Origin of the sequence: Thermasporomyces composti, from assembly GCF_003386795.1 — a bacterium.
Taxonomy (GTDB): domain Bacteria; phylum Actinomycetota; class Actinomycetes; order Propionibacteriales; family Actinopolymorphaceae; genus Thermasporomyces; species Thermasporomyces composti.
In genome coordinates this window covers 2,551,613-2,574,116 of sequence record NZ_QTUC01000001.1, presented here as the reverse complement: position 1 = coordinate 2,574,116, position 22,504 = coordinate 2,551,613, and the positions used below count along the sequence as shown (strand labels likewise).

Annotated in this window: 17 protein-coding genes; 8 read left to right on the top strand and 9 right to left on the bottom strand. The window is 71.0% G+C overall.

Annotated features, from left to right (window positions below):
* Window positions 1-294 precede the first annotated feature (294 nt).
* Window positions 295-2,415 carry an ABC transporter substrate-binding protein gene (locus DFJ64_RS11100; RefSeq protein ID WP_115850382.1) on the top strand — a complete coding sequence of 707 codons (2,121 nt, stop codon included), beginning with the start codon at window positions 295-297 and terminating at the stop codon, window positions 2,413-2,415.
* A 336-nt stretch (window positions 2,416-2,751) separates the two neighbouring features.
* Window positions 2,752-3,654 (top strand): beta propeller repeat protein, encoded by a 903-nt coding sequence (locus DFJ64_RS11095; protein WP_115850381.1) that lies wholly within the window; start codon window positions 2,752-2,754, stop codon window positions 3,652-3,654.
* Between the two features lie 39 nt (window positions 3,655-3,693).
* Here DFJ64_RS11095 and DFJ64_RS11090 read toward each other — a convergent pair whose 3' ends face one another.
* On the bottom strand, window positions 3,694-6,666 hold the full coding sequence (locus DFJ64_RS11090; RefSeq protein ID WP_115852005.1) for a glycine--tRNA ligase: 2,973 nt from the start codon (window positions 6,664-6,666) through the stop codon (window positions 3,694-3,696).
* 196 nt (window positions 6,667-6,862) lie between these two features.
* Here DFJ64_RS11090 and DFJ64_RS11085 point away from each other — a divergent pair, with 196 nt between their 5' ends.
* Window positions 6,863-8,059: a DUF418 domain-containing protein gene (locus DFJ64_RS11085; RefSeq protein WP_115850380.1), complete on the top strand. Its 1,197-nt coding sequence runs from the start codon at window positions 6,863-6,865 to the stop codon at window positions 8,057-8,059.
* A gap of 62 nt (window positions 8,060-8,121) precedes the next feature.
* Here DFJ64_RS11085 and DFJ64_RS11080 read toward each other — a convergent pair whose 3' ends face one another.
* Both DFJ64_RS11080 and DFJ64_RS11075 read right to left on the bottom strand, forming a co-directional pair.
* Window positions 8,122-9,225: an aspartate-semialdehyde dehydrogenase gene (locus DFJ64_RS11080; protein ID WP_115850379.1), complete on the bottom strand. Its 1,104-nt coding sequence runs from the start codon at window positions 9,223-9,225 to the stop codon at window positions 8,122-8,124.
* Complete coding sequence (locus tag DFJ64_RS11075; RefSeq protein WP_115850378.1) at window positions 9,222-10,544, bottom strand: aspartate kinase; 1,323 nt, start codon at window positions 10,542-10,544, stop codon at window positions 9,222-9,224. The genes DFJ64_RS11080 and DFJ64_RS11075 overlap by 4 nt, the downstream gene beginning before the upstream one ends.
* 263 nt (window positions 10,545-10,807) lie before the next feature.
* On the opposite strand from DFJ64_RS11075, the gene DFJ64_RS11070 reads away from it, so the two are divergent.
* The 4 genes from DFJ64_RS11070 to DFJ64_RS11055 all read left to right on the top strand — a co-directional run bounded on the left by DFJ64_RS11070 (window position 10,808) and on the right by DFJ64_RS11055 (window position 14,566).
* Window positions 10,808-11,719 (top strand): decaprenyl-phosphate phosphoribosyltransferase, encoded by a 912-nt coding sequence (locus DFJ64_RS11070; protein WP_245941069.1) that lies wholly within the window; start codon window positions 10,808-10,810, stop codon window positions 11,717-11,719.
* A 79-nt stretch (window positions 11,720-11,798) separates the two neighbouring features.
* Window positions 11,799-13,133 carry an FAD-binding oxidoreductase gene (gene dprE1 / locus DFJ64_RS11065; protein ID WP_245941068.1) on the top strand — a complete coding sequence of 445 codons (1,335 nt, stop codon included), beginning with the start codon at window positions 11,799-11,801 and terminating at the stop codon, window positions 13,131-13,133.
* Window positions 13,134-13,181: 48 nt separating this feature from the next.
* Window positions 13,182-13,943, top strand: a complete 762-nt coding sequence (gene dprE2 / locus DFJ64_RS11060; protein ID WP_115850375.1) for a decaprenylphospho-beta-D-erythro-pentofuranosid-2-ulose 2-reductase — start codon at window positions 13,182-13,184, stop codon at window positions 13,941-13,943.
* Window positions 13,944-14,026: 83 nt separating this feature from the next.
* A complete protein-coding gene (locus tag DFJ64_RS11055; RefSeq protein ID WP_115850374.1) occupies window positions 14,027-14,566 on the top strand; it encodes a GtrA family protein in 540 nt (179 codons plus the stop codon).
* A gap of 87 nt (window positions 14,567-14,653) precedes the next feature.
* Here DFJ64_RS11055 and DFJ64_RS11050 read toward each other — a convergent pair whose 3' ends face one another.
* The 4 genes from DFJ64_RS11050 to DFJ64_RS11035 form a co-directional block, all read right to left on the bottom strand.
* Window positions 14,654-15,061, bottom strand: a complete 408-nt coding sequence (locus tag DFJ64_RS11050; RefSeq protein WP_115850373.1) for a VOC family protein — start codon at window positions 15,059-15,061, stop codon at window positions 14,654-14,656.
* Window positions 15,062-15,247: 186 nt separating this feature from the next.
* On the bottom strand, window positions 15,248-15,955 hold the full coding sequence (locus DFJ64_RS11045; protein ID WP_245941067.1) for a DUF5063 domain-containing protein: 708 nt from the start codon (window positions 15,953-15,955) through the stop codon (window positions 15,248-15,250).
* Window positions 15,948-16,547 carry a recombination mediator RecR gene (gene recR, locus DFJ64_RS11040; protein ID WP_115850372.1) on the bottom strand — a complete coding sequence of 200 codons (600 nt, stop codon included), beginning with the start codon at window positions 16,545-16,547 and terminating at the stop codon, window positions 15,948-15,950. Before recR ends, DFJ64_RS11045 begins: the two co-directional genes overlap by 8 nt.
* Before the next feature lie 30 nt (window positions 16,548-16,577).
* Window positions 16,578-16,928, bottom strand: coding sequence for a YbaB/EbfC family nucleoid-associated protein (locus tag DFJ64_RS11035; protein ID WP_211310571.1), 351 nt, complete (start codon window positions 16,926-16,928; stop codon window positions 16,578-16,580).
* A gap of 337 nt (window positions 16,929-17,265) precedes the next feature.
* Between DFJ64_RS11035 and DFJ64_RS11030 the strand changes: the two genes are divergently transcribed.
* A complete protein-coding gene (locus DFJ64_RS11030; protein WP_147304675.1) occupies window positions 17,266-17,988 on the top strand; it encodes a hypothetical protein in 723 nt (240 codons plus the stop codon).
* A 94-nt stretch (window positions 17,989-18,082) separates the two neighbouring features.
* Here the strand turns inward: DFJ64_RS11030 and DFJ64_RS11025 are convergent, their stop codons facing one another.
* Window positions 18,083-19,777 (bottom strand): MFS transporter, encoded by a 1,695-nt coding sequence (locus DFJ64_RS11025; RefSeq protein WP_115850370.1) that lies wholly within the window; start codon window positions 19,775-19,777, stop codon window positions 18,083-18,085.
* Window positions 19,778-20,036: 259 nt separating this feature from the next.
* Window positions 20,037-22,442: a DNA polymerase III subunit gamma and tau gene (locus DFJ64_RS11020; protein WP_115852002.1), complete on the bottom strand. Its 2,406-nt coding sequence runs from the start codon at window positions 22,440-22,442 to the stop codon at window positions 20,037-20,039.
* Window positions 22,443-22,504 lie beyond the last annotated feature (62 nt).

Below are 22,504 nucleotides of genomic sequence, written 5' to 3'. Positions count from 1 at the left end.
ACCGCGACGACGAGGCGTTTTTCTCCGCCTGACCGCGATTTTCGACACTATTGTCGAATGCGAGCGGGTCGTCCCGATTCCCCGCGGCACCATGAAGAGGACGCCCAGGGCGCACGTCCACGGTTCCGAAAGCTCCGAGCTCAGCTGGGAACCATCCGGTGACGGCCTCACAGCGGCATTCCGGCGACCGCTTCCGGACGAATCCAGCCGACGACGCTGCACACATCTGTCCTCGGCGGGCACCGGCCAGGCAGGCTACGCCCTACGACAAGCCTGAAGGGACAAGCGCGTCAGATGGCCGAGAACACCGCCTTGGACCGACGGACCTTCCTCTACGGAGCGGCCGCCACGGCCGCCCTGACGATGCTCGCGGCATGTTCCTCCGACTCCGGCAGCGGCGGGCAAGCGCCTTCCCAACAGGCGCCGACGACCGAGGCGGAGACGAAGGGATCGGAGACGGACCCGCTGCCCCGCCCGAGTAGCTTCCAGGAAGCGCCCTCCTTGGCTGCGCAGGTCGAGGCGGGTGAGCTCCCGCCGGTCGAGGAGCGGCTTCCGGAGAACCCGTACGTCGTCCCGCACCGCTGGTGGAAGCCGGGAAAGTATGGCGGGAACCTGGTCGTCCCCTCCTCCAGCTCCAACGACCCGGCGATCAAGGAGTACATGTACGGGCACTCCCTGCTGCGGTTCCTCAACGACAGCCGGGACATCGGGCCTGGTCTGGTCGAGAGCTGGGAGTCCAACGAGGACGCCACCGAGTGGACCCTGCACTTCCGCAAAGGGCTGAAGTGGTCCGACGGGCACCCGTGGTCCACCGAGGACATCATGTTCTGGTGGGAGGACATGGTCCTCAACGAGGAACACACCGAGCTTCCTCCCGACGAGGCCCGCTCGGGCAAGGGCACGCTCATGACGATGAAGGCCATCGACGAGGTCACGCTCGTCCTGACCTTCGACGCTCCAGCGCCGTTGACAGACGTCCGCCTCGCCGGCTACGTCAACCGAGGCAACGGTGCGACGTGGATGGAGCCCAAGCACTACCTCAAGCAGTTCCACCCCAAGTACAACCCGAACGTCTCCAAGGACTGGGCGACCGCGGACGGGGAGTTCGAGGCGAAGCGCGACTTCTCCCAGAACCCCGAGTGCCCGACGATGACGGGCTGGCGCCTGAAGTCCTACCAGGAGGGCCGGCAGGCAGTCTGGGAGCGCAACCCCTACTACTGGTGCGTGGACCGAGAGGGCCGTCAGCTGCCGTACATCGACACGCTCACGATCCGCGTCGTCGACGATCCCGAGGTCGTCCGCTTGCAGATCCAGGAAGGCAAGCTGGACTACGTCCACGGACCGTTCGTCGGGCTCGGTCTCGGCGACATCTCGGGCTTCAAGCGGACCGAGGAACGCAGCGGCATGCGAGTGCTGCTCTGGGACGGCGGAAGCGGCACCGGGTCGATGTTCTTCTTCAACTACGACTACAAAGACGCCCGGATGCGTGAGCTGTTCCGGGAGCCGAAGTTCCGGCAGGCGCTGTCGCTCGCGGTGAACCGAGCAGACATTCAGAAGCAGGTCTACTTCACCACTGGTGAGCCGACGACCGGGACGCTCAGTCCGAAGTCGATCGAGTACCACGTCAATGACGAAGGCAAGGAGATGTACCGGCGTTGGCGCGACGCCTACGTCGGACCCGACCCGGAGCGCGCGAAGGCTCTCCTTGACGAGATCGGGGTTCGGGAAGGTCCCGACGGCAAGCGGAGGCACCCGGACGGCGGGGACCTGACGATCCGCCTGGACTACCCCGCGACCGCCGGCGCCGGTGACCGCACCAAGAACGAGCACCTCAAGCGGGACTGGGAGGCGATCGGCCTCAAGGTGACGCTCAATCCGGTGCCGCCCGAGTCCCACAACTCGCAGTGGGCCGCGGGACTCATCGCCACGCAGACCGCGTGGGAGGTCAGCAACGCGCACAACCACCTGGCGCAGCCGGCGTGGCTGGTGCCCATCGAGCCGCAGCGCTGGGCTCCGCTACATGGCCAGTTCTACAGCCTGCGCGGAACCCCCCAGGAGAAGGAGCAGCTCGACCTCGACCCGTACGAGCGCACACCACCGCGCGTGGAACCCGATCCCGACGGGCCCATCGCCGCCCTGTGGAAGCTCTACGACCAGAGCAAGGTCGAGCCCGACGAGATGAAGCGGCACCAGCTCGTGTGGGAGATGATCAAAATTCACATCGAGCACGGGCCGTTCTTCATGGGCACTGTCGGAAACACGCCGCAGCTCGTCCTGGCGCATCGCGACTTGCGTAACGTGCCGACGAGGGAGCAGCTCGCGTCGGGCGGCTTGGTGAACCCCTGGCAGCACCCGACTCCCGCGGTTTACGACCCAGAAATCTATTTCTGGGAGAACCCCGAGGAGCACAGCTGACCTTCGGCCGCGCAGGGCCACTTCGCAGCGCCACTTCGCGCAGGGCCACTTCGCAGCGCCACTTCGCGCAGGGCCACTTCGCAGCGCCACTTCGCGCTGGGTCACTTTGCGCGGTGCCACGTCGCACGGCATCACGGCCGGCGGTGGCACCGCGCAGTCTCTTTTCGCGCGGTGACAACTCGAAGGCGCAACCTCACACGGTGATGACGTGACCGCGTTCTGCGACCAACTGAGCATGGTCGCCGCGAAATGCGGTAAAGGCTCGGAGGACCCTTCCGTGTCGATAACCGATCACGGGAGAATCGCCCGTGGCGAAGGGGGCGAAGGGAGAGTGCTGTGCCCACTGGCATCTACGTGGGGACCGACGACGGGCTGTACATCCTGGGTGCTGAACGCCGCGTCGAACTGCCCGGCCGTCGGGTACGCGCGCTGGCCGCGGGTCACGAGGGGCTGTGCGCGGTCGTCGGGGACTGGGAGATCTTCACCTCCGGCGCGACCGGGATCTGGCGGCACGTGGCGAGGTTGCGTGAGGCGCGGGTGACGTGTGTGCACCCCGGTCCGGACGGCATCCTCGTCGGAACGGCGGGAGCCCGGCTGCATCGGGTCGAGGACCGCGTCGTCCACGCGCTCGAGGGCTTCGACGCCGTGGATGGCCGCGCCAAGTGGCACACGCCCTCAGGTGAGCCACCGTCGGTCCGGTCGATCGACGTGGACGAGGACGGCACCATCTACGCCAGCGTCTATGTCGGCGGCATCCCGCGCTCGACGGACGGCGGTCTCACCTGGCAGCCCACGGTGGACAGCGACGAGCAGGTGTTCCAGGTGCTCGCGGTCCCGGGGAACGGGCCGCTCCTCGCGGCGACGGCACGTGGACTCGCCACCAGCTGGGACCGCGCCCAGAGCTGGAACCACCGCACACTCGGACTCGCGGGCACCTACTGTCGAGCGGTCGCGGTCTGCGGCGACACGGTCCTGCTCACCGCGTCACCGACGGCCGACGGGACGTCCCCCGCCCTCTACCGGGGTGGCCTGGAAGGCGTCCGGTTCGATCGATGCGACAAAGGTCTGCCCGAGACGCTGTCGGGCACCATCGACACTTTCTGCCTGTCGGCTGCGGGATCCACCGCGGCGTTCGGGACCTCCGAGGGCGCGGTCTACGTCACCCAGGACGCCGGGCGGTCCTGGGAGCTGTTGGCCGACGACCTGCCCCCCATCCTGTGTGTGCTCGTCCGGGAGTGAGCCGCGTGTCCGGGGCGGCTCACTCCCACCCGCACGCCGTTACAGCGCGTCCCAGTTGAGGACGGGCGCGGCCAGGTCGCGGATCGAGGCGAGCAGCCCCAGCCGGGCCGCCCGCACCGCGGGGTCGTCCGCCATGACCAGCACCGCGTCGAAGAACGCGTTGATCGGCCCGACGAGCGTGCTGGCGGCGTCGACGAACTCCGCCAGCGTGGGCGCGTCGCCAAGCGCCTCGCGGACCTTGGCCACCTCCTCGCGGAGCCCCAGCTCCTCCGGCTCGCGGAGCGCGGACGCGTCGTAGTTGGCGGTGGCGTCGGCGGGCACGATGCGGCGAACGCGCTGTAGGGCCGTCACGAGGTCCTGGAACGTCGCGTCACCGGTACGCCGGACCAGCTCGGCCAGCGTCTCGTCAGCTCGGGCCGGCGCGTTCCCGAGCGGCACGACCGCCTGGACGAGGTTGTGGTCGTAGCCGGCGTCCAGGAGCTGCTGCTCGTACCGGCGCACGACGAACTCCGCGGCCTCCGCCAGCGCCGAGTCCGGGACCTCCACACCCTGGGCGCGCACCCGGTCGGCGGCCACGCGCAGGCCGGTCTCGACGGTCACGGCCGCCAGCTCCGGACGGCCCCGCAGGATGCTCACCACACCGAGCGCGGCGCGGCGCAGCGCGAACGGGTCCGAGCTCCCCGTCGGAACGGCGCCCACCGCGAAGAGCCCCGCGAGGAGGTCGAACCGATCGGCCAACGCCAGCAGAGCACCCGGCGTGGTGGCTGGAAGCTCACCGCCCGCGGTGCGGGGCAGCTCCATGTCGTAGAGCGCCTGGGCCACGGCCTCCGGCTCACCGGCCCGCCGGGCGTACTCGCGCGCCATCGTCCCGGCCAGAGACGTCAGCTCGATCACCATCTGGGTGGCGAGGTCGAACTTGGCGAGCTCACCCGCCCGACGCAGCGTGGCCCGATCGGCCTCCGGCAACCCCACCAGGTCGGCGAGCGACGAGGCGACGGCCGCGATGCGGTCGGCCCGGTCGGCCATGGAGCCGAGCCGACTCTCGAACGCCAGCTTCGACAGGCCGCTCTTGTGCTGCTCAGGGCTCACCTCGAGGTCGGCGCGCCAGAAGAACGCCGCGTCCTCGTACCGGGCCCGGAGCACCGCCTCGTTCCCCGCCCGCACCAGGTCGTGGTCGCATGCGCCGTTGGCGACCGCGACGAAGTACGGCAGGAGCGTGCCGTCCTCGGCGCGCACCGGCAGGTAACGCTGGTGCTTGCGCATGACCGTGGTGAGGATCTCGTTCGGTAGCTCCAGGTACCGCTGGTCGAACGACCCGAGGATGCTCACCGGCTCCTCGACCAGGTTGGTGATCTCGTCCAGGAGCGCTGCGTCACCCTCGACGTCGATACGGCCGCCCACCTCGCTCGCCAGTCGGCTGGCCTGCTCGATCACCATGGCCCGACGCTCCGCCGGGTCGACGATGATCCCGTGCTTGCGCAGGAAGTCGAGGTAGCCGTCGGCGGACGGGACCTCCACCACCGGCCGCTCGGCGATCCGGTGCACGCGGGTGGCGCGGCCGGACGCCAGCGAGGACACCGCGACCGGCACCTCCACGTCCCCGAGGAGCGCCAGCAGCCACCGGATCGGCCGGCTGTACGACAGCTGCGGGTCGTTCCAGCGCATGTTCTTGTCGGCCCGCAACCCGGTGACGACCTGGCCGAGGATCCCGCTCAGAACCTCCGCCGCCGGGCGTCCGACGTCGGTGCGGACCGCCGCGACGTACTCCACCCCGCCCTGCTCGACGCGACGCAAGTCGTTGACGTCGACACCCTGTCCACGGGCGAAGCCCAGAGCGGCTTTGGTCGGCTGACCGTCGGCGTCGTAGGCCTGAGCGACACGCGGACCGCGCACCGTGCGCTCCGCGTCGGGCTCGCGGGGCGCGACGTCCTCGACGATCGCCACGATCCGACGCGGTGTCGCGTAGGTGCGGACCTCGCCGTGCGCGAGCCGGGTGTCGGCCAGCTTGCTGACCAGGGCCTCGCGCACCGCCTCCCGCGCCTTGCGAACCTCGGCGTGCGGCAACTCCTCCGTGCCGATCTCGAAGACCAGCGTCGAGGGCTTGTCGATCTCGGGGAAGGCGGTCGGTGTCGGCGCCGGCGCCGGGGGTTCGACGCGGCCGAGCGGGTAGCCGAGCTCCTCGCGCCGCTCGGCCCACAGGGTGGAGACTTGGCGGGCCAGCGACCGCATGCGGTGGAACGCGTTCGCGCGCTCGGTCTGGCTGATCGCGCCGCGGGAGTCGAGCACGTTGAACGCGTGGGAGCACTTGAGCACGTAGGTGTGCGCCGGCACCGGCAGCCGCTCGGCGATGCAGCGACGCGCCTCGGCCTCGTACGTCTCGAACAGCCGCCAGTTCTCCTCGACGCCGGCGTCGTCGAGGTAGTAGCGGCTCATCTCGTACTCGGCCTGGCCGAACGCCTCACCGTAGGAGATTCCCGGCGCGTAGGTGATGTCCTTGAAGTGGTCCACCTTCTGGAGCGCCATGATGATGCGCTCCATGCCGTAGGTGATCTCGACCGCGACCGGGTCGAGGTTGCGACCACCGGCTTGCTGGAAGTACGTGAACTGGGTGATCTCCAAGCCATCGAGCCAGACTTCCCAGCCCAGCCCCCACGCGCCCAGCGCCGGCGAGGCCCAGTCGTCCTCGACGAACCGGATGTCGTGCGCGTGAATGTCGATGCCGAGCGCCTCGAGGCTGCCGAGGTAGATCTCCTGCGGGTCGCCCGGGTCGGGCTTGAGGATGACCTGGAACTGGGTGTGGGTCTGCAGGCGGTTGGGGTTCTCGCCGTAGCGGGCGTCGTCGGGCCGCACACTGGGCTCGACGTAGGCGACCCGCCACGGCTCTGGTCCCAGCACACGCAAGATCGTGGCCGGGTTGTAGGTACCCGCGCCGACCTCGGTGTTGAACGGCTGCACCACCATGCAGCCTCGCTGGGTCCAGTAGTTCGTCAGCGCTAGTAGCGCGTCCTGCATCGTCACCACGGCCACCACCTTAGAGCCTTTGTCTCAGCCGCCGCGGGGCGAGGGAGCGGATCATCACCCAGGGTTCGCGAGGCCCCGCGCCGGCTCCCCCGCGCCGAGAAGGAGCAGCACACCGGTCGCGGTCGGGGCCCCTCTACCGTGGAGAGATCACGCACCGCACGCCGTCCCAACCCGTCTGCGAGGCCTCATGGTCGACACCGTCCGCACGCCCCTGGCCAGCGGTCCGACCCCCGAGCGAGAACGCGCGCTCGCTCCCGACCTGGCCCGCGGTGTCATGCTCGCCCTGATCGCGGTCGCCAACGCCGCTCTCTACCTCCACGACCGACCGGCCGGAGTTCGGGGGCACGTGCGAGACGGCTCGGCGCTCGACCGCGCGTGGGTCCTCCTCCAGATGACGGTCGTCGACGGGCGGGCCTACCCGATGTTCGCGGCGCTGTTCGGCTACGGCATGGTCCAGTTGGCCAACCGTCAGCTGGCCCTGGGCGCGACGCCAGCGCGTGTCCGCCGGCTGCTTCGGCGGCGCGCCCTGTGGCTCGTCTGCTTCGGCCTCGTCCACGCCCTGCTGCTGTTCTCCGGCGACATCCTGGGCCCCTACGGGCTGTTGGCGATGCTCGTCACGCTCCTCCTCGTCGCCCCCGCGCGGGTGCTCCTCGGCGTCGCGGCGGCCGCCTTGGTCCTCACGGCGGCGATCGGGGCGTTCGTCGGATTCGTCCCACCGGACGGCGAGCGGGTCGTCATGCCCTCCCTGGCCGAGTCCGATCCACTCACCGCGACCGGACTGCGGCTGAGCGAGTACTCCTACAGCTTCGTCCCCGGGACGGTGCTGCTCCTCACCCCGGCCCTCCTGGGCGTCTGGGCGGCACGCCACCGCCTGCTGGAGGAGACTGACCGGCACCGAACCCTCCTGCGCCGCGTCTGCGTGGTCGGCCTCAGCACGGCCGTCGTGGGTGGGCTCCCCCTGGCGCTCGCGGCGGCCCAGGTATGGCACCTCTCCGGCCTCGGACTCGCCGCCGCGAGCTCGCTGCACACCGTCACCGGTTTCGCCGGAGGCCTGGGCTACGCCGCGCTCATGGGTCTCGTCGCGAACCGGCTCGGGACGCGCCGCGGCCCGCTCGTCAGCGCGCTCGTCGCCTGCGGGCGGCGGTCCCTGACGTGCTACCTCGCGCAGTCGGTGGTGTTCGTCGCGCTCCTCGCTCCCTACGCCGGCGGCCTGGGTGCGCGGCTCGGCAGCGCCCAGGTCGCGCTGGTGGCGTTGCTGACCTGGGCGGCGACCGTCGTGGGGGCGGACCTCGTGCGCCGCGCGGGCCATCGCGGTCCCGCCGAGGTCCTGCTCCGCCGCCTCACCTACGGGCCCGAGGCGCTCGCGCGCAGCCGAACGACGTGACCCGCGCTTGGGTCGTCCCCGGACACGGGCGCGTCGCGACCGCGCTTGACGCGGACCCGCTCTCAGCCCTGCGGGGTCAACTCCGCTGCGACCAGCTCGGCGATCTGCGCGGTGTTGAGCGCGGCACCCTTCCGCAAGTTGTCGCCGCACACGAACATGTCGAGCGCGTGCGGGTCGTCGAGCGCCACTCGCAGCCGGCCCACCCACGTCGGGTCGGTACCCACCACGTCGGCGGGGGTGGGGAACTCCAGCCTCTCCGGCTCGTCGTAGAGCAGCAGGCCCGGCGAGTCACGCAGGATCTCCCGGACCTGCGCCAGGTCGACGCGCCGGGCGAAGCGCGCGTGGACGACGAGCGAGTGCGTCGTCACCACCGGGACCCGGACGCACGTGGCCGAGACGGCGAGGTTGGGCAGCCCTAGGATCTTGCGCGACTCGTTGCGGACCTTCATCTCCTCGCTGGTCCACCCGTTCTCCCGCAGCGAGCCCGCCCACGGCACGACGTTGAGCGCCAGCGGCGCCGGGAAAGGACCGAGATCGTCGCCGATCACCTGGCGGACGTCACCGGCGCGGGTCCCGATCTCGCGGTTCCCCGCCACCTTGGCGATCTGGTCGTACAGCGTCTCGATGCCGGCCTGGCCCGCGCCCGACGCGGCCTGGTACGACGCGACGACGAGGGACTCCAGCTCGAAGACCCGGTGCAGCGCCCCGACCGCGACGATCATCGAGAGGGTCGTGCAGTTGGGGTTGGCGATGATGCCCTTGGGGCGGTGCCGGGCCGCTTCCGGGTTGATCTCGGGGACGACGAGTGGAACGTCGGGGTCCATCCGGAAGGCGCCGGAGTTGTCGACGACCACGGCGCCCTTGGCCGCCGCGATCGGCGCCCACTCGGCCGAGACCTCGTCCGGGACGTCGAACATCGCGACCTGGACGCCGTCGAACGCCCTCTCGCTCAGCGCGATGACCTCGACCTCTTCACCGCGCACCTTGAGCTTGCGGCCGGCCGACCGGGGCGAGGCGATGAGCCGGATCTCACCCCAGACGTCTTGCCGGGTCGACAGGAGCTCCAGCATGACCGTGCCGACCGCGCCGGTCGCGCCGACGACGGCGAGGGTGGGCTTGGACGCCCGGTCGTCGGATCGACCGGGACTCGCGCTGCTGGCGCTCATCGTCCAGTCCCCCCGTAGACGACCGCCTCGACCTGGTCGGCGTCGAGGTCGAAGGCGCGGTGCGCGGCGGCGACCGCGGCGTCGACGTCGTCCTCGTCGACCACCAGCGACACCCGGATCTCCGACGTCGAGATCATCTCGATGTTGACGCCGGCCTCCGCGACGGCCTGGAAGAAGCGCGCCGCCACGCCGGGGTTCGTGCGCATGCCGGCGCCGATGAGGGAGACCTTGCCGATCCGGTCGTCGTAGAGCAGCCGTTCGAAGCCGACCTCGTCCTGGATCCGGGCGAGCGCGGCCATCGCCTGCTGGGCGTCGGCTCGCGGCAGCGTGAAGGAGATGTCGGTCCGTCCCGTGGCGACGCCGGAGACGTTCTGGACGATCATGTCGATGTTGATCTCGGCGTCGGCGAGCGTGGTGAAGATGCGGGCAGCCTCGCCGACCTTGTCCGGCACCCCCACGACCGTGATCTTGGCCTCGCTCCGGTCGTGGGCCACACCGGAGATGATCGGCTGTTCCATCTCGCCCTCCTCGAAGCTGCGGCTGGGTACGTCGGCGACGCCGGACGTCGCGACCTTGCGCATGACCTCAGGGTCGGCCACCCACGTACCCGGTTTGGTGCTGAACGACGACCGCACGTGGATCGGCACGGAGTAGCGCCGGGCGTACTCCACACAGCGCAGGTGCAGCACCTTCGCACCGCAGGCGGCCATCTCCAGCATCTCGGCGTAGCTGATCTGAGGGATCCGCCGCGCGGTCGGCACGATCCGAGGGTCGGCGGTGAAGACGCCGTCGACGTCGGTGTAGATCTCGCAGACGTCCGCGCCGAGCGCGGCGGCCAACGCCACCGCGGTGGTGTCGGAAGCCCCCCGGCCGAGAGTCGTGATCTCCTTCGTGTCCTGGGAGACCCCCTGGAAGCCGGCGACGATCGCGATCGCGCCCTCGTCCAGGGTCTGGCGGATCCGCCCGGGCGTGATGTCGATGATCTTGGCGCGGCCGTGGTGGTTCGTCGTGATCACGCCGGCCTGGCTACCGGTGTACGACTTCGCCGTCTGCCCGAGGTTGGCGATCGCCATCGCCAAGAGGGCCATCGAGATTCGCTCTCCCGCGGTGAGCAGCATGTCGAGCTCACGCGGCGGCGGCAACGGGCTTACCTGCTGCGCGAGGTCGCGTAGTTCGTCGGTGGTATCACCCATCGCCGAGACGACAACGACGACGTCATGGCCGGCCTTCTTGGTCGCGACGATGCGCTGCGCGACGCGCTTAATGCACTGCGCATCGGCCACCGACGAGCCGCCGTACTTCTGCACGACTAGGCTCACGAAACGCTCCTGCTCGGCGGGGTCGATGGGGACGGACCGGCGGGACCGGCCCGTCGGCGCTTTGCCGCAGGACAGTCTAGCGGCGACGCCTCTGGACGTCCGGGCTGTTCACATTGTGAGCTGGCCATCCCGAAATTCGGTCAATCGGGCGAATCCGGCCGCCCGGCCGGCACCACGACGGCGAACGCTCGGGCACGAATCGCCGACGGTTTCGGGCTCACGCTGGAACGCCTAGGATGCCCGCGACCCGGAGGAGACCCGACGTGACCACGACCGCACCGGATCACGCGGCCGCCCGTGAGCTGCCCGGCAGCCGGGTACGCGGCCTGATCCGCGCCTGCCGTCCTCGCCACTGGGTCAAGAACGTCCTCGTGCTCGCCGCGCCCGCCTTCGCGGGAGTCCTCACCGATCCGGCCGCGGTCGCCGACGTGCTGATCGCGTTCGTCGCGTTCTGCCTGGCGGCGAGCGGCACGTACCTCGTCAACGACGCGCGCGACGCGGCCGCCGACCAAGCCCACCCCCGCAAGCGCCTCCGGCCGGTCGCGGCCGGCCAGGTCTCCGTCCGGCTCGCGTACGTGACCGGCGCCGGGTTCCTGCTCGCGGCCATCGCCCTGGCGCCGCTCACCGGCACCTGGTACCTGGCCGTGGTCATCGCCGGGTACGTGGCCCTCACCACCGCGTACTCGTTGCGCGTCAAGCACGTGCCGGTCCTGGATCTGGTCTGCGTCGCCGGCGGCTTCGTCCTGCGGGCCATCGCCGGCGCGGTAGCCGTCGAGGTCAGCGTGTCGAGCTGGTTCCTCATCGTCGCCACGCTGGTCTCCCTCTTCGTCGTGGCGGGCAAACGCGAGGCCGAGCTCCGCAACGCCGAGCGCGGCGACTCCCGGCGCACGCTCCACCTCTACACCCGGGACTTCCTCCGCTACGTCCGCGCCACCACCTCCGGTGCCGTGCTCGTCGCGTACTGCCTGTGGGCGTTCGAGCTCCACGAAGGGCTGTCCCGGCTGGCGTTCGGGCTGTCGATCGTTCCCTTCACAGTGGGGATCCTGCGGTACGCCATGCTCGTCGACGCCGGGCACGGTGAGGAGCCCGAACTGACCGCGCCGTCCGACCCCATGATCCTGACGTCGGGCATCGTCCTCGCCTGCTGTGTCGTGGTGGGGGTCTATGTCGTCTGAGTCGTCGGGTACGCGGTCCTCCGAACGGGCCGCTGAGGCGAGCTCCGCTGGGCCGGGGTCGCCTGAGACATGCCGTCCCGTGCGCCTGACGGGATGGGGTCGCACCGCCCCCACCGTCGCCCGCCTCGCCCGACCCACCTCGACCGCCGAGCTGGCACGGCTACTCGCGGACCCGCCTCCGCGCGGCGTCATCGCGCGTGGGCTGGGCCGTTCCTACGGCGACGCCGCCCAGGACGCTGGCGGGCTCGTGCTCGACTGCACCGGCCTGCCGGAGCGGATCACGCTCGACGTCGAGCGCGGCGAGGTGACCGCCTCCGCCAGCGTCAGCTTCGACCGGTTGATGCGGACCCTGCTGCCGCGCGGATGGTTCGTGCCGGTGACGCCCGGGACGCGGCACGTCACGGTGGGCGGGGCGGTCGCCGCCGACGTGCATGGCAAGAACCACCACGTCGACGGGTCGTTCGGTGCGGCCCTGCGCCGCGTCACGCTCGTGCTGCCGGGCGGCACGATCACCGAGGTGGGACCGGACCGGGACCCGGAGCTGTTCTGGGCGACCGTGGGCGGGATGGGGCTCACCGGCGTCGTCCTGGAGGCGACGTTCCGGTGCCTGCCCGTGGAGACCTCCCGCATGGTGGTCGACACCGAGCGGGCGGCCAACCTCGACGAGGCGCTCGCCGTCATGGCGGACAGCGACGACCGCTACCACTACACCGTCGCCTGGATCGACCTGCTCGCGCGCGGACGGGCCATGGGCCGAGCCGTGCTCACCCGCGGCCGGCACGCGCGGCTCGCCGACCTGCCACCCAAGGCCCGCCGCGACGCCCTCCGGTTCGCCCCGGCCACCCGTCTGGCCGCGCCACCCTGGGCACCACCCGGTCTGCTCAACCCGTGGAGCGTGCGGGCCTTCAACGAGCTGTGGTACCGCAAAGCACCCCGGGTACGCCGGGGCGAGATCCAGCCGCTCGCGTCGTTCTTCCACCCGCTCGACGCGGTTCGCGGCTGGAACCGGCTCTACGGCCCGCGCGGGTTCGTCCAGTACCAGTTCGTCGTCCCGGCAGTCGACGTCCTCCGGTCGATCGTCGCCGACCTGTCCTCGGCGGGCGTCGCCTCGTTCCTCGCCGTCCTCAAGCGGTTCGGACCCGGCAACCCCGGGCACCTGTCCTTCCCTATGCCGGGATGGACGCTCGCGCTCGACATCCCGCTCGGCGACCGTCGGCTGCCCGGCATGCTGCGTGACTTCGACCAGCGGATCGCCGCCGCGGGCGGGCGGGTCTACCTCGCCAAGGACGCCACCTTGTGGCCCGACCTCCTGCCCGCGATGTACCCGCGGCTGGAGGAGTGGCGGCGGGTGCGCACCCGCGTCGATCCGGACGGCGTCCTCCGCTCCGATCTGGCCCGGCGGCTGGGCCTGTGAACGGGCCACACCGACAACGATGGGCGCGTCGAGGAAGGGAAGTCGCACATGAAGAACGCGGTGGGGACCGTCGCCACCGTGCTCCTGCTCGGAGGGCGCAGCGAGATCGGACTCGCCATCGTTCGGCAGCTGGTGGAACGGGGTGCCCGGTCCGTCGTGCTCGCCGTCCGGGGCGGGAAGCCGGATGAGAACACCGAACGGATGCTTCGAGGCGCCGGAGCCACCCAGGTCGAGACGCTGGACTTCGACGTCACCGCCTCGACCACCCACGAGTCCGTCATCGCCCGCGCCGTCGAGCTCGTCGGCGACCTCGACGTCGTGATCGACGCGGTCGGCGTCCTGGGGTCGACCCAGGCGTACGAGAACGACCCCGCTGCCGCCGCCGAGTCGGCCGTCACCAACTTCGCGGGCCACGTGAGCGTCGGGCTGGCCGTGGCGGCGGTGCTGCGCCGACAGGGGCACGGCACCTTCATCGTGCTGTCGTCGGTCGCTGGCGTTCGCGTGCGGCGCGCCAACTACATCTACGGCGCGGCCAAGGCCGGCCTGGACGGGTTCGCCCAAGGCCTCGGCGACGCATTGACCGGCTCTGGCGCGACCGTCATGGTGGTGCGCCCGGGCTTCGTGCGCACCAAGATGACCGCTGGCCTGCCGGACGGCCCGTTCCCGACGACCCCGGAGCGGGTCGCGCGGGCCGTGGTGGAGGGCCTGGCGGCCGGCCGGGAGACGGTGTGGGTGCCCGCCGCGCTGGGCCCGCTGTTCGCCGTCCTGCGCCTGCTGCCGCGGGCGATATGGCGCCGTTTGCCCCGATGACGGTGGTGGGACCTCGATGCCGGGTACCGTCAGGTGGGGAGAGGCCGACGACGCACGCCGTCGGCACCGGTAGCCTTCGGCTGATGAAGGTCCGGCGCGTGTGGCAGGAGGTCGAGCACCTCGTCGCCGAACTGGTGAAGTTCGGCACGGTCGGAGGGCTCGCCGCCATCGTCGACGTCGCCTTGTCCAACCTCCTGCGCTTCGGCATCGGGCTGGGGCCGCTGACCGCCAAGACCCTCGCTGTCACCGTCGCGGCAACGCTCACCTTCCTGGGCAACCGCTTCTGGACGTGGCGACACCGCGCGCGCCAGCACCTGGCCAAGGAGTACGTCCTGTACTTCGGGTTGAACGCCGTCGGCCTCCTCGTCGCGCTCGTGCCCGTCGGCGTCACCCACTACCTGCTGCGCCTGGATGGCCCGGTGGCGTACAACGTCTCCGCCAACGTCGTGGGTCTCGGCCTCGGATCGCTGTTCCGGTTCTGGGCGTACCGGCGGTGGGTCTTCCTCCCGCCCGACTCGGCTCCCTCGAAGGAAGGAGCCGCTGCAGCGGTCACCGACGCGGTGGAGCCCGTCGTCGCCGCGCCGGACCCCGCCCGAGCGCCGCGGCTCGACCTCAGCGACTGACGAGAGCCCACGGCCGGTCCCGACACCGCTCGGCCGGCCTTCGTCGCCGTACCCCAGGAAGAGTTCGTCGCCTTGCTCCAGGAAGCCCTACCCCAGGAAGAGGCAGAACGGGTGGCCCACCGGGTCGAACAGGACGCGGACGTCCTCCTGGGGTTGGTTCTCGGTCAGGGTCGCTCCCGCCTCCAGCGCCCGCGCCACCGCGGCGTCGAGGTCGTCGACCGGGATGTCGAGGTGGGCCGTGATGTGCTGCGTGCCGGGCACGCTCGGCCAGGTCGGACGGGTGTACTCCTTCTCCCACTCGATGTTCAGCGTCTGCAAGCCGGGCCCGCCCTCCGGGTGCCGCAGCTGCGCCCAGCCAGCGTTCTCGGGCTCGCCCGGTGCCGGTCCCTCCAAGGCGGTCACCGTCCAGCCGAGCAGCCGCTCGTAGAAGCGAGCCAGCTCGCGCGGGTTGGGCGCGCCGATGCTGACGCTCGAGACTCGCAACGGTCGTGCCATGCGTTCCGACTCCTCCGATCGCCCCCTCGCTCGCACCGTCGCGAAGCCGCCTTTGCCAACCGGATGCCCGTGCGACCCGCGCAACGCTAGGGCCGGTCGCCGACACCGCGCCGGCCTCACCGGGTCGGGCACTGCCGTGAGCGCTCACCTCACGAGCGGGCCGGCCAGACCGCTACCGGCACAGAGCTAGGACCGCCGCGTCAGCTGGCCGAGCAACGCCTCGGCCGCCGCCTCGTCGACCGTGTCGTCGTCGGTGGCCGTGTCGAGTCGGGCGTGCGCCACCACCGAGTGCAGCGCCCGCAAGACGGCGCCCGCGTCCGCGCCCCAGCTGGACAGGTACGAGAACTGCCACCACCACAGGGCCTCGTCGATCCGCCCAGCCCGGTGGTGCTTCAGGCCGTGGACGAGCGCGGCCGCGATGCCCGCCAAGTCGTCCGAGATCCGGCCGTGCACCAGCTCCGGCTTCTCGGCGTACGGGTCGAAGACCTCGGTGTAGTAGTCGATGTCGGCGAGCAGGTAACCCAGCCGTTCCCGAAGCTCGTCCAGGTCCGGGTCCGGCCCGGCGTCGGGCTCGAACCGCTCGGCTGGGACGACATCGGTGATCGCGCCGAGCCTTCCCCCCGCCAGCATGAGCTGGCTCACCTCGAGCAGCAGCATCGGCACGGCCGTCTTGGAATCCTCCGCCCGCGCGATCTCCCGCAGGGCGATGAGGAAGCTTTCGATCTGGTCGGCGATCTCCTGCGCGAAGTCCTCGACGTCGCTCGTCGGCACGTGGCCCACCCCCCTCATCGTGGCGCCCACGTCGGCGCCTCGCTCGCCGGCCGACGCCTCGTCACCGCGGCGGACCCCGGTGTGCTCGCCACGCTGACGCCCGTGGTCGCCGCGGTCAGGCATCGAGCAGCCTCCTCCCTTCGAACGCCCGCCCGAGGGTGATCTCGTCGGCGTACTCGAGGTCACCGCCGACCGGCAGGCCGCTCGCCAGCCGTGAGACCCGCACCCCCAGCGGGTTGAGCATGCGGGCGAGATAGGTCGCGGTGGCCTCGCCCTCGAGGTTCGGATCGGTGGCGAGGATGACCTCCTGAATGGCGCCGTCGGCCAGGCGCTCCATCAGCTCGCGCACCCGCAGATCGTCGGGCCCTACCCCGTCAATCGGGCTGATCGCTCCCCCCAGGACGTGGTACCGGCCACGGTACTCCCGAGTGCGTTCGATCGCGACGACATCTTTCGGCTCCTCGACGACGCACAGCACCGAGGGGTCCCGCCGGGGGTCACGGCAGATGCGACACTGCTCCTCTTCCGCGACGTTGCCGCACACCTCGCAGAACCGGATCTTCTCCTTGACCTGGAGGAGCACCTCCGCGAGGCGACGGACGTCGGCGGCGTCGGCGGCCACGAGGTGGAACGCGATCCGTTGCGCACCCTTCGGACCGATGCCGGGCAGGCGCCCGAGTTCGTCGATGAGGTCCTGGACGACGCCCTCGTACACGATGCCCTCCGCTTCTTCCCGTGCGACCGCTCAGGTGCCGGGAAGTCCGGGCATGCCCGGCAGCCCGCCCAGGGCCTGCGCGAGCGGACCAAGCTTCTGCGCCGCGAGCGCCCGCGCGTTGGTCGTGGCGTCGCGCACGGCAGCGACCACGAGGTCGGCGAGTGTCTCCGTGTCGTCGGGGTCGCAGGCCTCGGGCTTGATCTCCAGCCCTTGCAGCTCGCCGACACCGTTGACGGTCGCGGTCACGAGACCACCGCCCGCGGTGCCCTTGACCTCGGCCTGCGCTAGCTCCTCCTGCGCGGCCATGAGGTCCTGCTGCATTCGCTGAGCCTGCTGCAAGAGCTGTTGCATGTCGGGCATACCGCCAGGGAACACCGTCATCTCCCTACGTCTCGGCCCGGCCTGTCGCGCGTGATACGGGCGATGGTGCGGGCGGCTTGCCAGCCGTACGACGAGCCTATGACGTGGGAGCCTACGACGCGGCGCCCCCCGAGATCGAGAGGGCCCCGGTCGCTGCGGTGGTTGTCCACAACCACGACGAGCGGCGTTGTCCTCCCCAACCTGGCCCTGGCGCCACCCGCCACCCCGGCGCCGCGGCCGACGATGAAGCGACGTCGACACACATGCTCCGTTCGACGTCAGGTGAGCAGGTCGACGCTTCCTCACTTCTCTCGACCCCGGTCCCTCGCCCCGGTCTCTCGACCCTGTGGAGGTTTCCATGTCCGTCGCGCGGGCTGTCTCGTCTACCGCCACGGTGTTCCACCCACCCACGGTGCCCGATCCCACACCGCCCGGCGCACCGCTCAGCCCTTCGGACGAGCCGGGCCTCCCCGCCATGCCGGACTCGACCACGGGCGTCAGCGGCTCCAGGCCGCGACGGCGACGTCGCTGGTCCGCCACGATTCCGCTCGTGGTGGGTGCGGGAGCGTGCGTGGTGGCACTGAGCACCCAGGCCGTCGCGGAACCGCCCGCTGACCCGTCAGCACCGCGGGCATGGAGCCCACCGGTGACGGCGCTGTGTGACGCCAGTGACGAGCTGGACGGGTTCGTGGTCGGCTGGGTGCCGCGGGGAGTCGGCTCGCTCGTGACGGACTTCTCCTACGAGTGGGAGGACGTCGCCCACCGAAGCAGAGTGTGGGAGACGGGCCCTGACACCAACGGCGCCTACCGAGTCGACCTGACCGTGGCGGTGCTGCGAGGTGAGCGCCTCCGGGACATCGACGCGGTCCGCGACTACCTCGCCGAGTACCTCGAGCGTGACGCCGAGCAGTGGGGCCTGCGACCCTTCAGACACCTCGGGCGGCCCGGCTACCACAACGACGTCGAAACGTTCTGGTTGGCCGAGCCGGGGGTCGCGGTGCGTGTGCACGTCGACGGGGAACGGTTCACCGAGGGGCAGCTCATGCGGACCGCGCGAAGCATCCGCCCCATGCGTGGTTGACGCTCCGGCGGTGACGCGCCTCCCGTCGCGCTGGTGGATCCCTTCTCACCTCGGCCCGAGCTGGCCGCGTTCGCTCGGGCCGAGGCCGGCCGCCTCACGGGCCTGGGCAGGTGTCGTGCTCGGACGTGCTCTGCGATGTGCTCGGCGGTCGGTAGATCGAGGAAGCGCCACCCCGCCGACCACGCCGTCTGCCGGTGCCGTACGACCACGGCCACGACCCACGCCCGTGCGTGTTGAGCTCGCCCCGGGACCGCCGGAAGACAGATCTGGCCCGCCGGGGAAGGCTTCGAGGGTCGGCCCCGCCCACCCCAGGCTCCGACGGCGAGGCCCCACCGTGGGAGACCACGCCGCCCCGCGGGGCCGTTCGATGGAACAGGCCGCCGCCTGACCTTGGACCGTCGGACACCCCGCTGTGCGGCGCGCTGCCAGGCACGGTGCGTCCTGACGCTGTGCGTCCCCACACGGTGGTTGCTGGGCCTGCGCCGTGTCCTGACACCGTGTCGTCGGACGCGGGGCGGTCCGACGCAGAGGCGCCTGCCACCTGCCCGTCCGACTCCGCGCCATCCGACACCGCCGTCGACGCCGAGCCGCCAGCGCCGGCCGTCCCCTTGGCCAAGGCACCCGACCAACGTGTCTCGGGCATCCAGAGGGCGAGGAGCGGTCCGAGCAGGAGAATCCCCGCGGTCGCCCCGAAGGCCGCGCCGTAGGACAGCTGGTCCGCCAGGTACCCGGCGACCAGCGGTCCGACGATCGACCCGAAATCCGCCGCCATCTGGAACGTGGCTACGACCTGGCCGCCCCGGCCGCGCACGACATCGGCCACGACCGCCCCGGGAGCCACACCGAGGTGGGCCCCGCCAATGCCGAACAGCGCCATCGACAGCAGGTACACCGGCACCGACGGCGACACCGCGAGGAGAACCGCCGCGACCAACGACACCAGCCCACCGATGATCATCGACGGGCGACGACCCACCGTGTCGACGAAGCGCCCCGTCGGCATGAGCACGAGGCTCTGGACCGCCGACCCCACCAGGAAACCGATGCCGGTCCAAATCGGACCGACCCTCATTGCCTCCGTCACGAACAGCGGCACCAGGCTCGCCCGGACACCGAACAGCGCCCAACCGGTCCCGAAGTTCGTGACCAGAGCCGCTTGGAACGCCCTATGGCGGACCGCCTCGCCCAACGTGGTGTGGCGGTCGTCGTCCTCCGCGCGGGGACGACGGTCACGCCGCGGGTGCACGGTCGCGCGGGAGAGGAACAGCATGCCGATGAGGCCAGCGGCGGCCAGCGCGGCGCCGTACACGAAGAACGACAACCGTGCGGAGATCTCGGTCAGGACACCGCCGAGGACGGGTCCCGCGAGTCCACCGAGGAGAAACCCGCCTTGGAACAAGCCGTTCGCCCGCCCGCGATGCGCTGGGTCACTGACGCGGAACAGCAAGGACACGGCGGACACGGTGAACATCGCGCTCCCGATGCCGCCGATGCCACGCAGGACGAGCAGCTGCGGGTAGTTCTGCGACAACCCGGCCAGGATCGACGATCCCGCGACGAAGAACATCCCGGCCGAGAGGACGCTGCGCTCACCGAAGCGATCCACCAAGCGCCCACCGCCGAACGCGGACACGAACCGCATGAAGGCGAACGCCGAGATCACCGCGGCCGCTGCGGTCTTACCCACGCCGAACTCGGCGGCGAAAACGGGGATCGCTGGAGCGACGACTCCGAACCCGATGGATACCGCGAAAGCGATCGCCGCGAGGACCGGAACCTCACGAGGCATTCCTGCAAAGGGGTTCGAAGGTCTCCGCACGGGTTCTCATCGTCTCATACCCGGAAGACCCGCATGGGGCGGGCGTCCCCAATTAGTCAGATGATCGGACCAATTCGGGACGAATTGTCCGCCTGCCGACACGGCCCCGTCTCGTGGGACGGTCGCAGGGTCCTCGCGCACGACCTTTGAGCGCCCCTTCGCCCGCAACGTCCAAGCGACAGTGGACACAGCTCCCGCAGGCCTCACGTCCGTCCGAGGCGCTTGACACTCACTCGCCGACGCGTTCCTCGATCAGCTCCGCGCCAAGCTCGCGCCGCAGCAGCTCGCTATACGACAGAGGCGAGTCGGTCAGCGCGGCATCGGTCTCGGGGTCGACCTCGCTGTCCGGGTCATGCTGGAAGGACGCCGAGGAGCTCGCGGGCGCCGGTGTCGAGGACGTCACTCCGCGCGCGGGACGCGCCTGCCCGCCACCTCGGCCGTTCGTCTCGAGACCGTTCGGCTCAGAGCCGCCCGGGCCAGGATCCTCGCTGGCCCCTCCATCCGTGCCGCCCGCCGGGCGCCCCACCGAGGGCCAGTCGGCCGGGCCACCAGTCGTCTCCGCCGACGTTCTCGCGGCACCCACGGATGTCGCACGGCCTCCGCTGTTCGGTCCAGGGCCGTTCCACGCGTCACCCGGCGACCCCTGGTGGCCGTTCGGCACCTCAGCGGACGACGCGTCACCGGGTCGCCCAGGCCCACGACGATCCGTGGCGGGCGGCGCGCCCGGGTCCGTGTCGCTGCCCCGCCCTCCGCCAGGCCAACGCCCGCTCGAGCCGCCCGTCCCGTCCGGACGTCCGGACCCTCCCGGACCACCGCCACCAGGTCGGCCGCCTCCGCCCGTGGTGCCGGTGGACGGATCGATGACCGCCTCGATCCGCCAGTCGACGTGAAGCACCCTCTGGAGCGCCTTGCGGAGGACCTCGTCGCTACCGCTCCGGACGAAGGAGTCGCGTGCGCCGGCGTTCACCAGCGCGACCGTCAGGGTGTCGTCATGGAGCGCGGTGACCTGGGCGTTCTGGCTCAGCATCACCCACGTGAAACGCCGAGCGTGCTTCACCTCTTCGAGGACGTGAGGCCACATCCGCCGGACGTCGGCGAGGGTGTAACGCGGCCCGGCGGACGCGGGCTCGTCTGGAGCCGGAGCGCCCGCGGACGCGGCCGCGGTCACAGGAGCGGGCTCAGCCGCCCTCTCGCCCTGAGCCGGTGGCGATGTCACGCGGGCATCCGGCCAACCAGCGTCCTGGGGACCGCTCTCCTCCTCGGAACGCGCTGGTCCCGCCGTGCCCGGGGCCGGGGCGACCGCGCTCGCGGCGGAGCCTTCGCCCCCTGTCGCCCGCGACGGGGAGCCAGCCGCGACGTGACCCGGCTCGCTCGGGCCCACCTGCTCGGTCGAATCCACCGGTGAGGCCGCGAAGGTCTCGGGCACCTCTCCCGCGCGTCCGAACGCGTTGAGCCGACGCTCGATCCGGTCGAGTCGCGCGGACAGGCCGCGCGTGGAGTCGTCGGAGGCTGGGAGCAGGACGCGAGCGCAGATGAGCTCGAGGTGCAGACGCGGTGCGGTGGCGCCGCGCATCTCGGTCAAACCGGCGTTGACGACCTCCGCCGCCCGGGTGAGCTCCGCCGTGCCGAACCGTGCCGCCTGCGCGGCGAGCCGCTCGCCCTGGTCGGCGGGGACGTCGAGCAGGCCGCGGCTCACCGCGTCGGGAACAGCGGAGACGATCAACAGATCACGCAGACGACGCAGCAGGTCCTCGGCGAACCGGCGCGGGTCCTGGCCGGAGTTGATCACCTTCTCCACGACCGCGAAGACGCCAGCGGCGTCGTGGGCGGCCAAGGCGTCGACGACCTCGTCGAGCAGGGAGTCGTGGGTGTAGCCGAGGAGCGCGACCGCCCGGCTGTACGTCACACCGTCCTCGCCAGCCCCGCCGATGAGCTGGTCGAGCACCGACAGAGTGTCACGGACGGACCCGCCCCCCGCGCGGACGACGAGGGGCAGCACGGCGGGATCGACCCGGACCCCCTCCTGCTCGCACAGCCGCGCGAGGTACTCCTGCAACAGCTTGGGCGGCACTAGCCGGAACGGGTAGTGGTGGGTGCGTGACCGGATCGTCCCGATGACCTTGTCGGGCTCGGTCGTGGCGAAGATGAACTTCAGGTGCTCCGGCGGCTCCTCGACGAGCTTGAGCAGGGCGTTGAAGCCCTGCGTGGTCACCATGTGCGCCTCGTCGACGATGTAGATCTTGTAGCGGGCCGCGACCGGAGCGAAGAACGCGCGTTCGCGCAAGTCACGGGCGTCGTCGACGCCGCCATGGCTCGCCGCGTCGATCTCGATGACGTCGATGCTGCCCGGGCCGCCCCGGGCCAGGTCGCGGCAGCTCTGACAGCTGCCGCAGGGATCCGGCGTCGGGCCCTTCTCGCAGTTGAGGCACCGGGCGAGGATGCGAGCGCTCGTGGTCTTGCCACATCCGCGCGGGCCCGAGAAGAGATAGGCATGGTGCACGCGGTTGTTGCGCAGCGCCTGCTGCAGCGGCTCCGTGACGTGAGCCTGGCCGATCACCTCGGCGAAGGTCTCCGGACGGTAGCGGCGATACAGGGCGAGCGGCGCGTCCACGATTCCGAACCCTAGCCCGCTCATCCGACGGACCGGCACTGCACGGGTGAGGCATGTCGGGGTGTCCACCGCGGCCGTCCGCACCA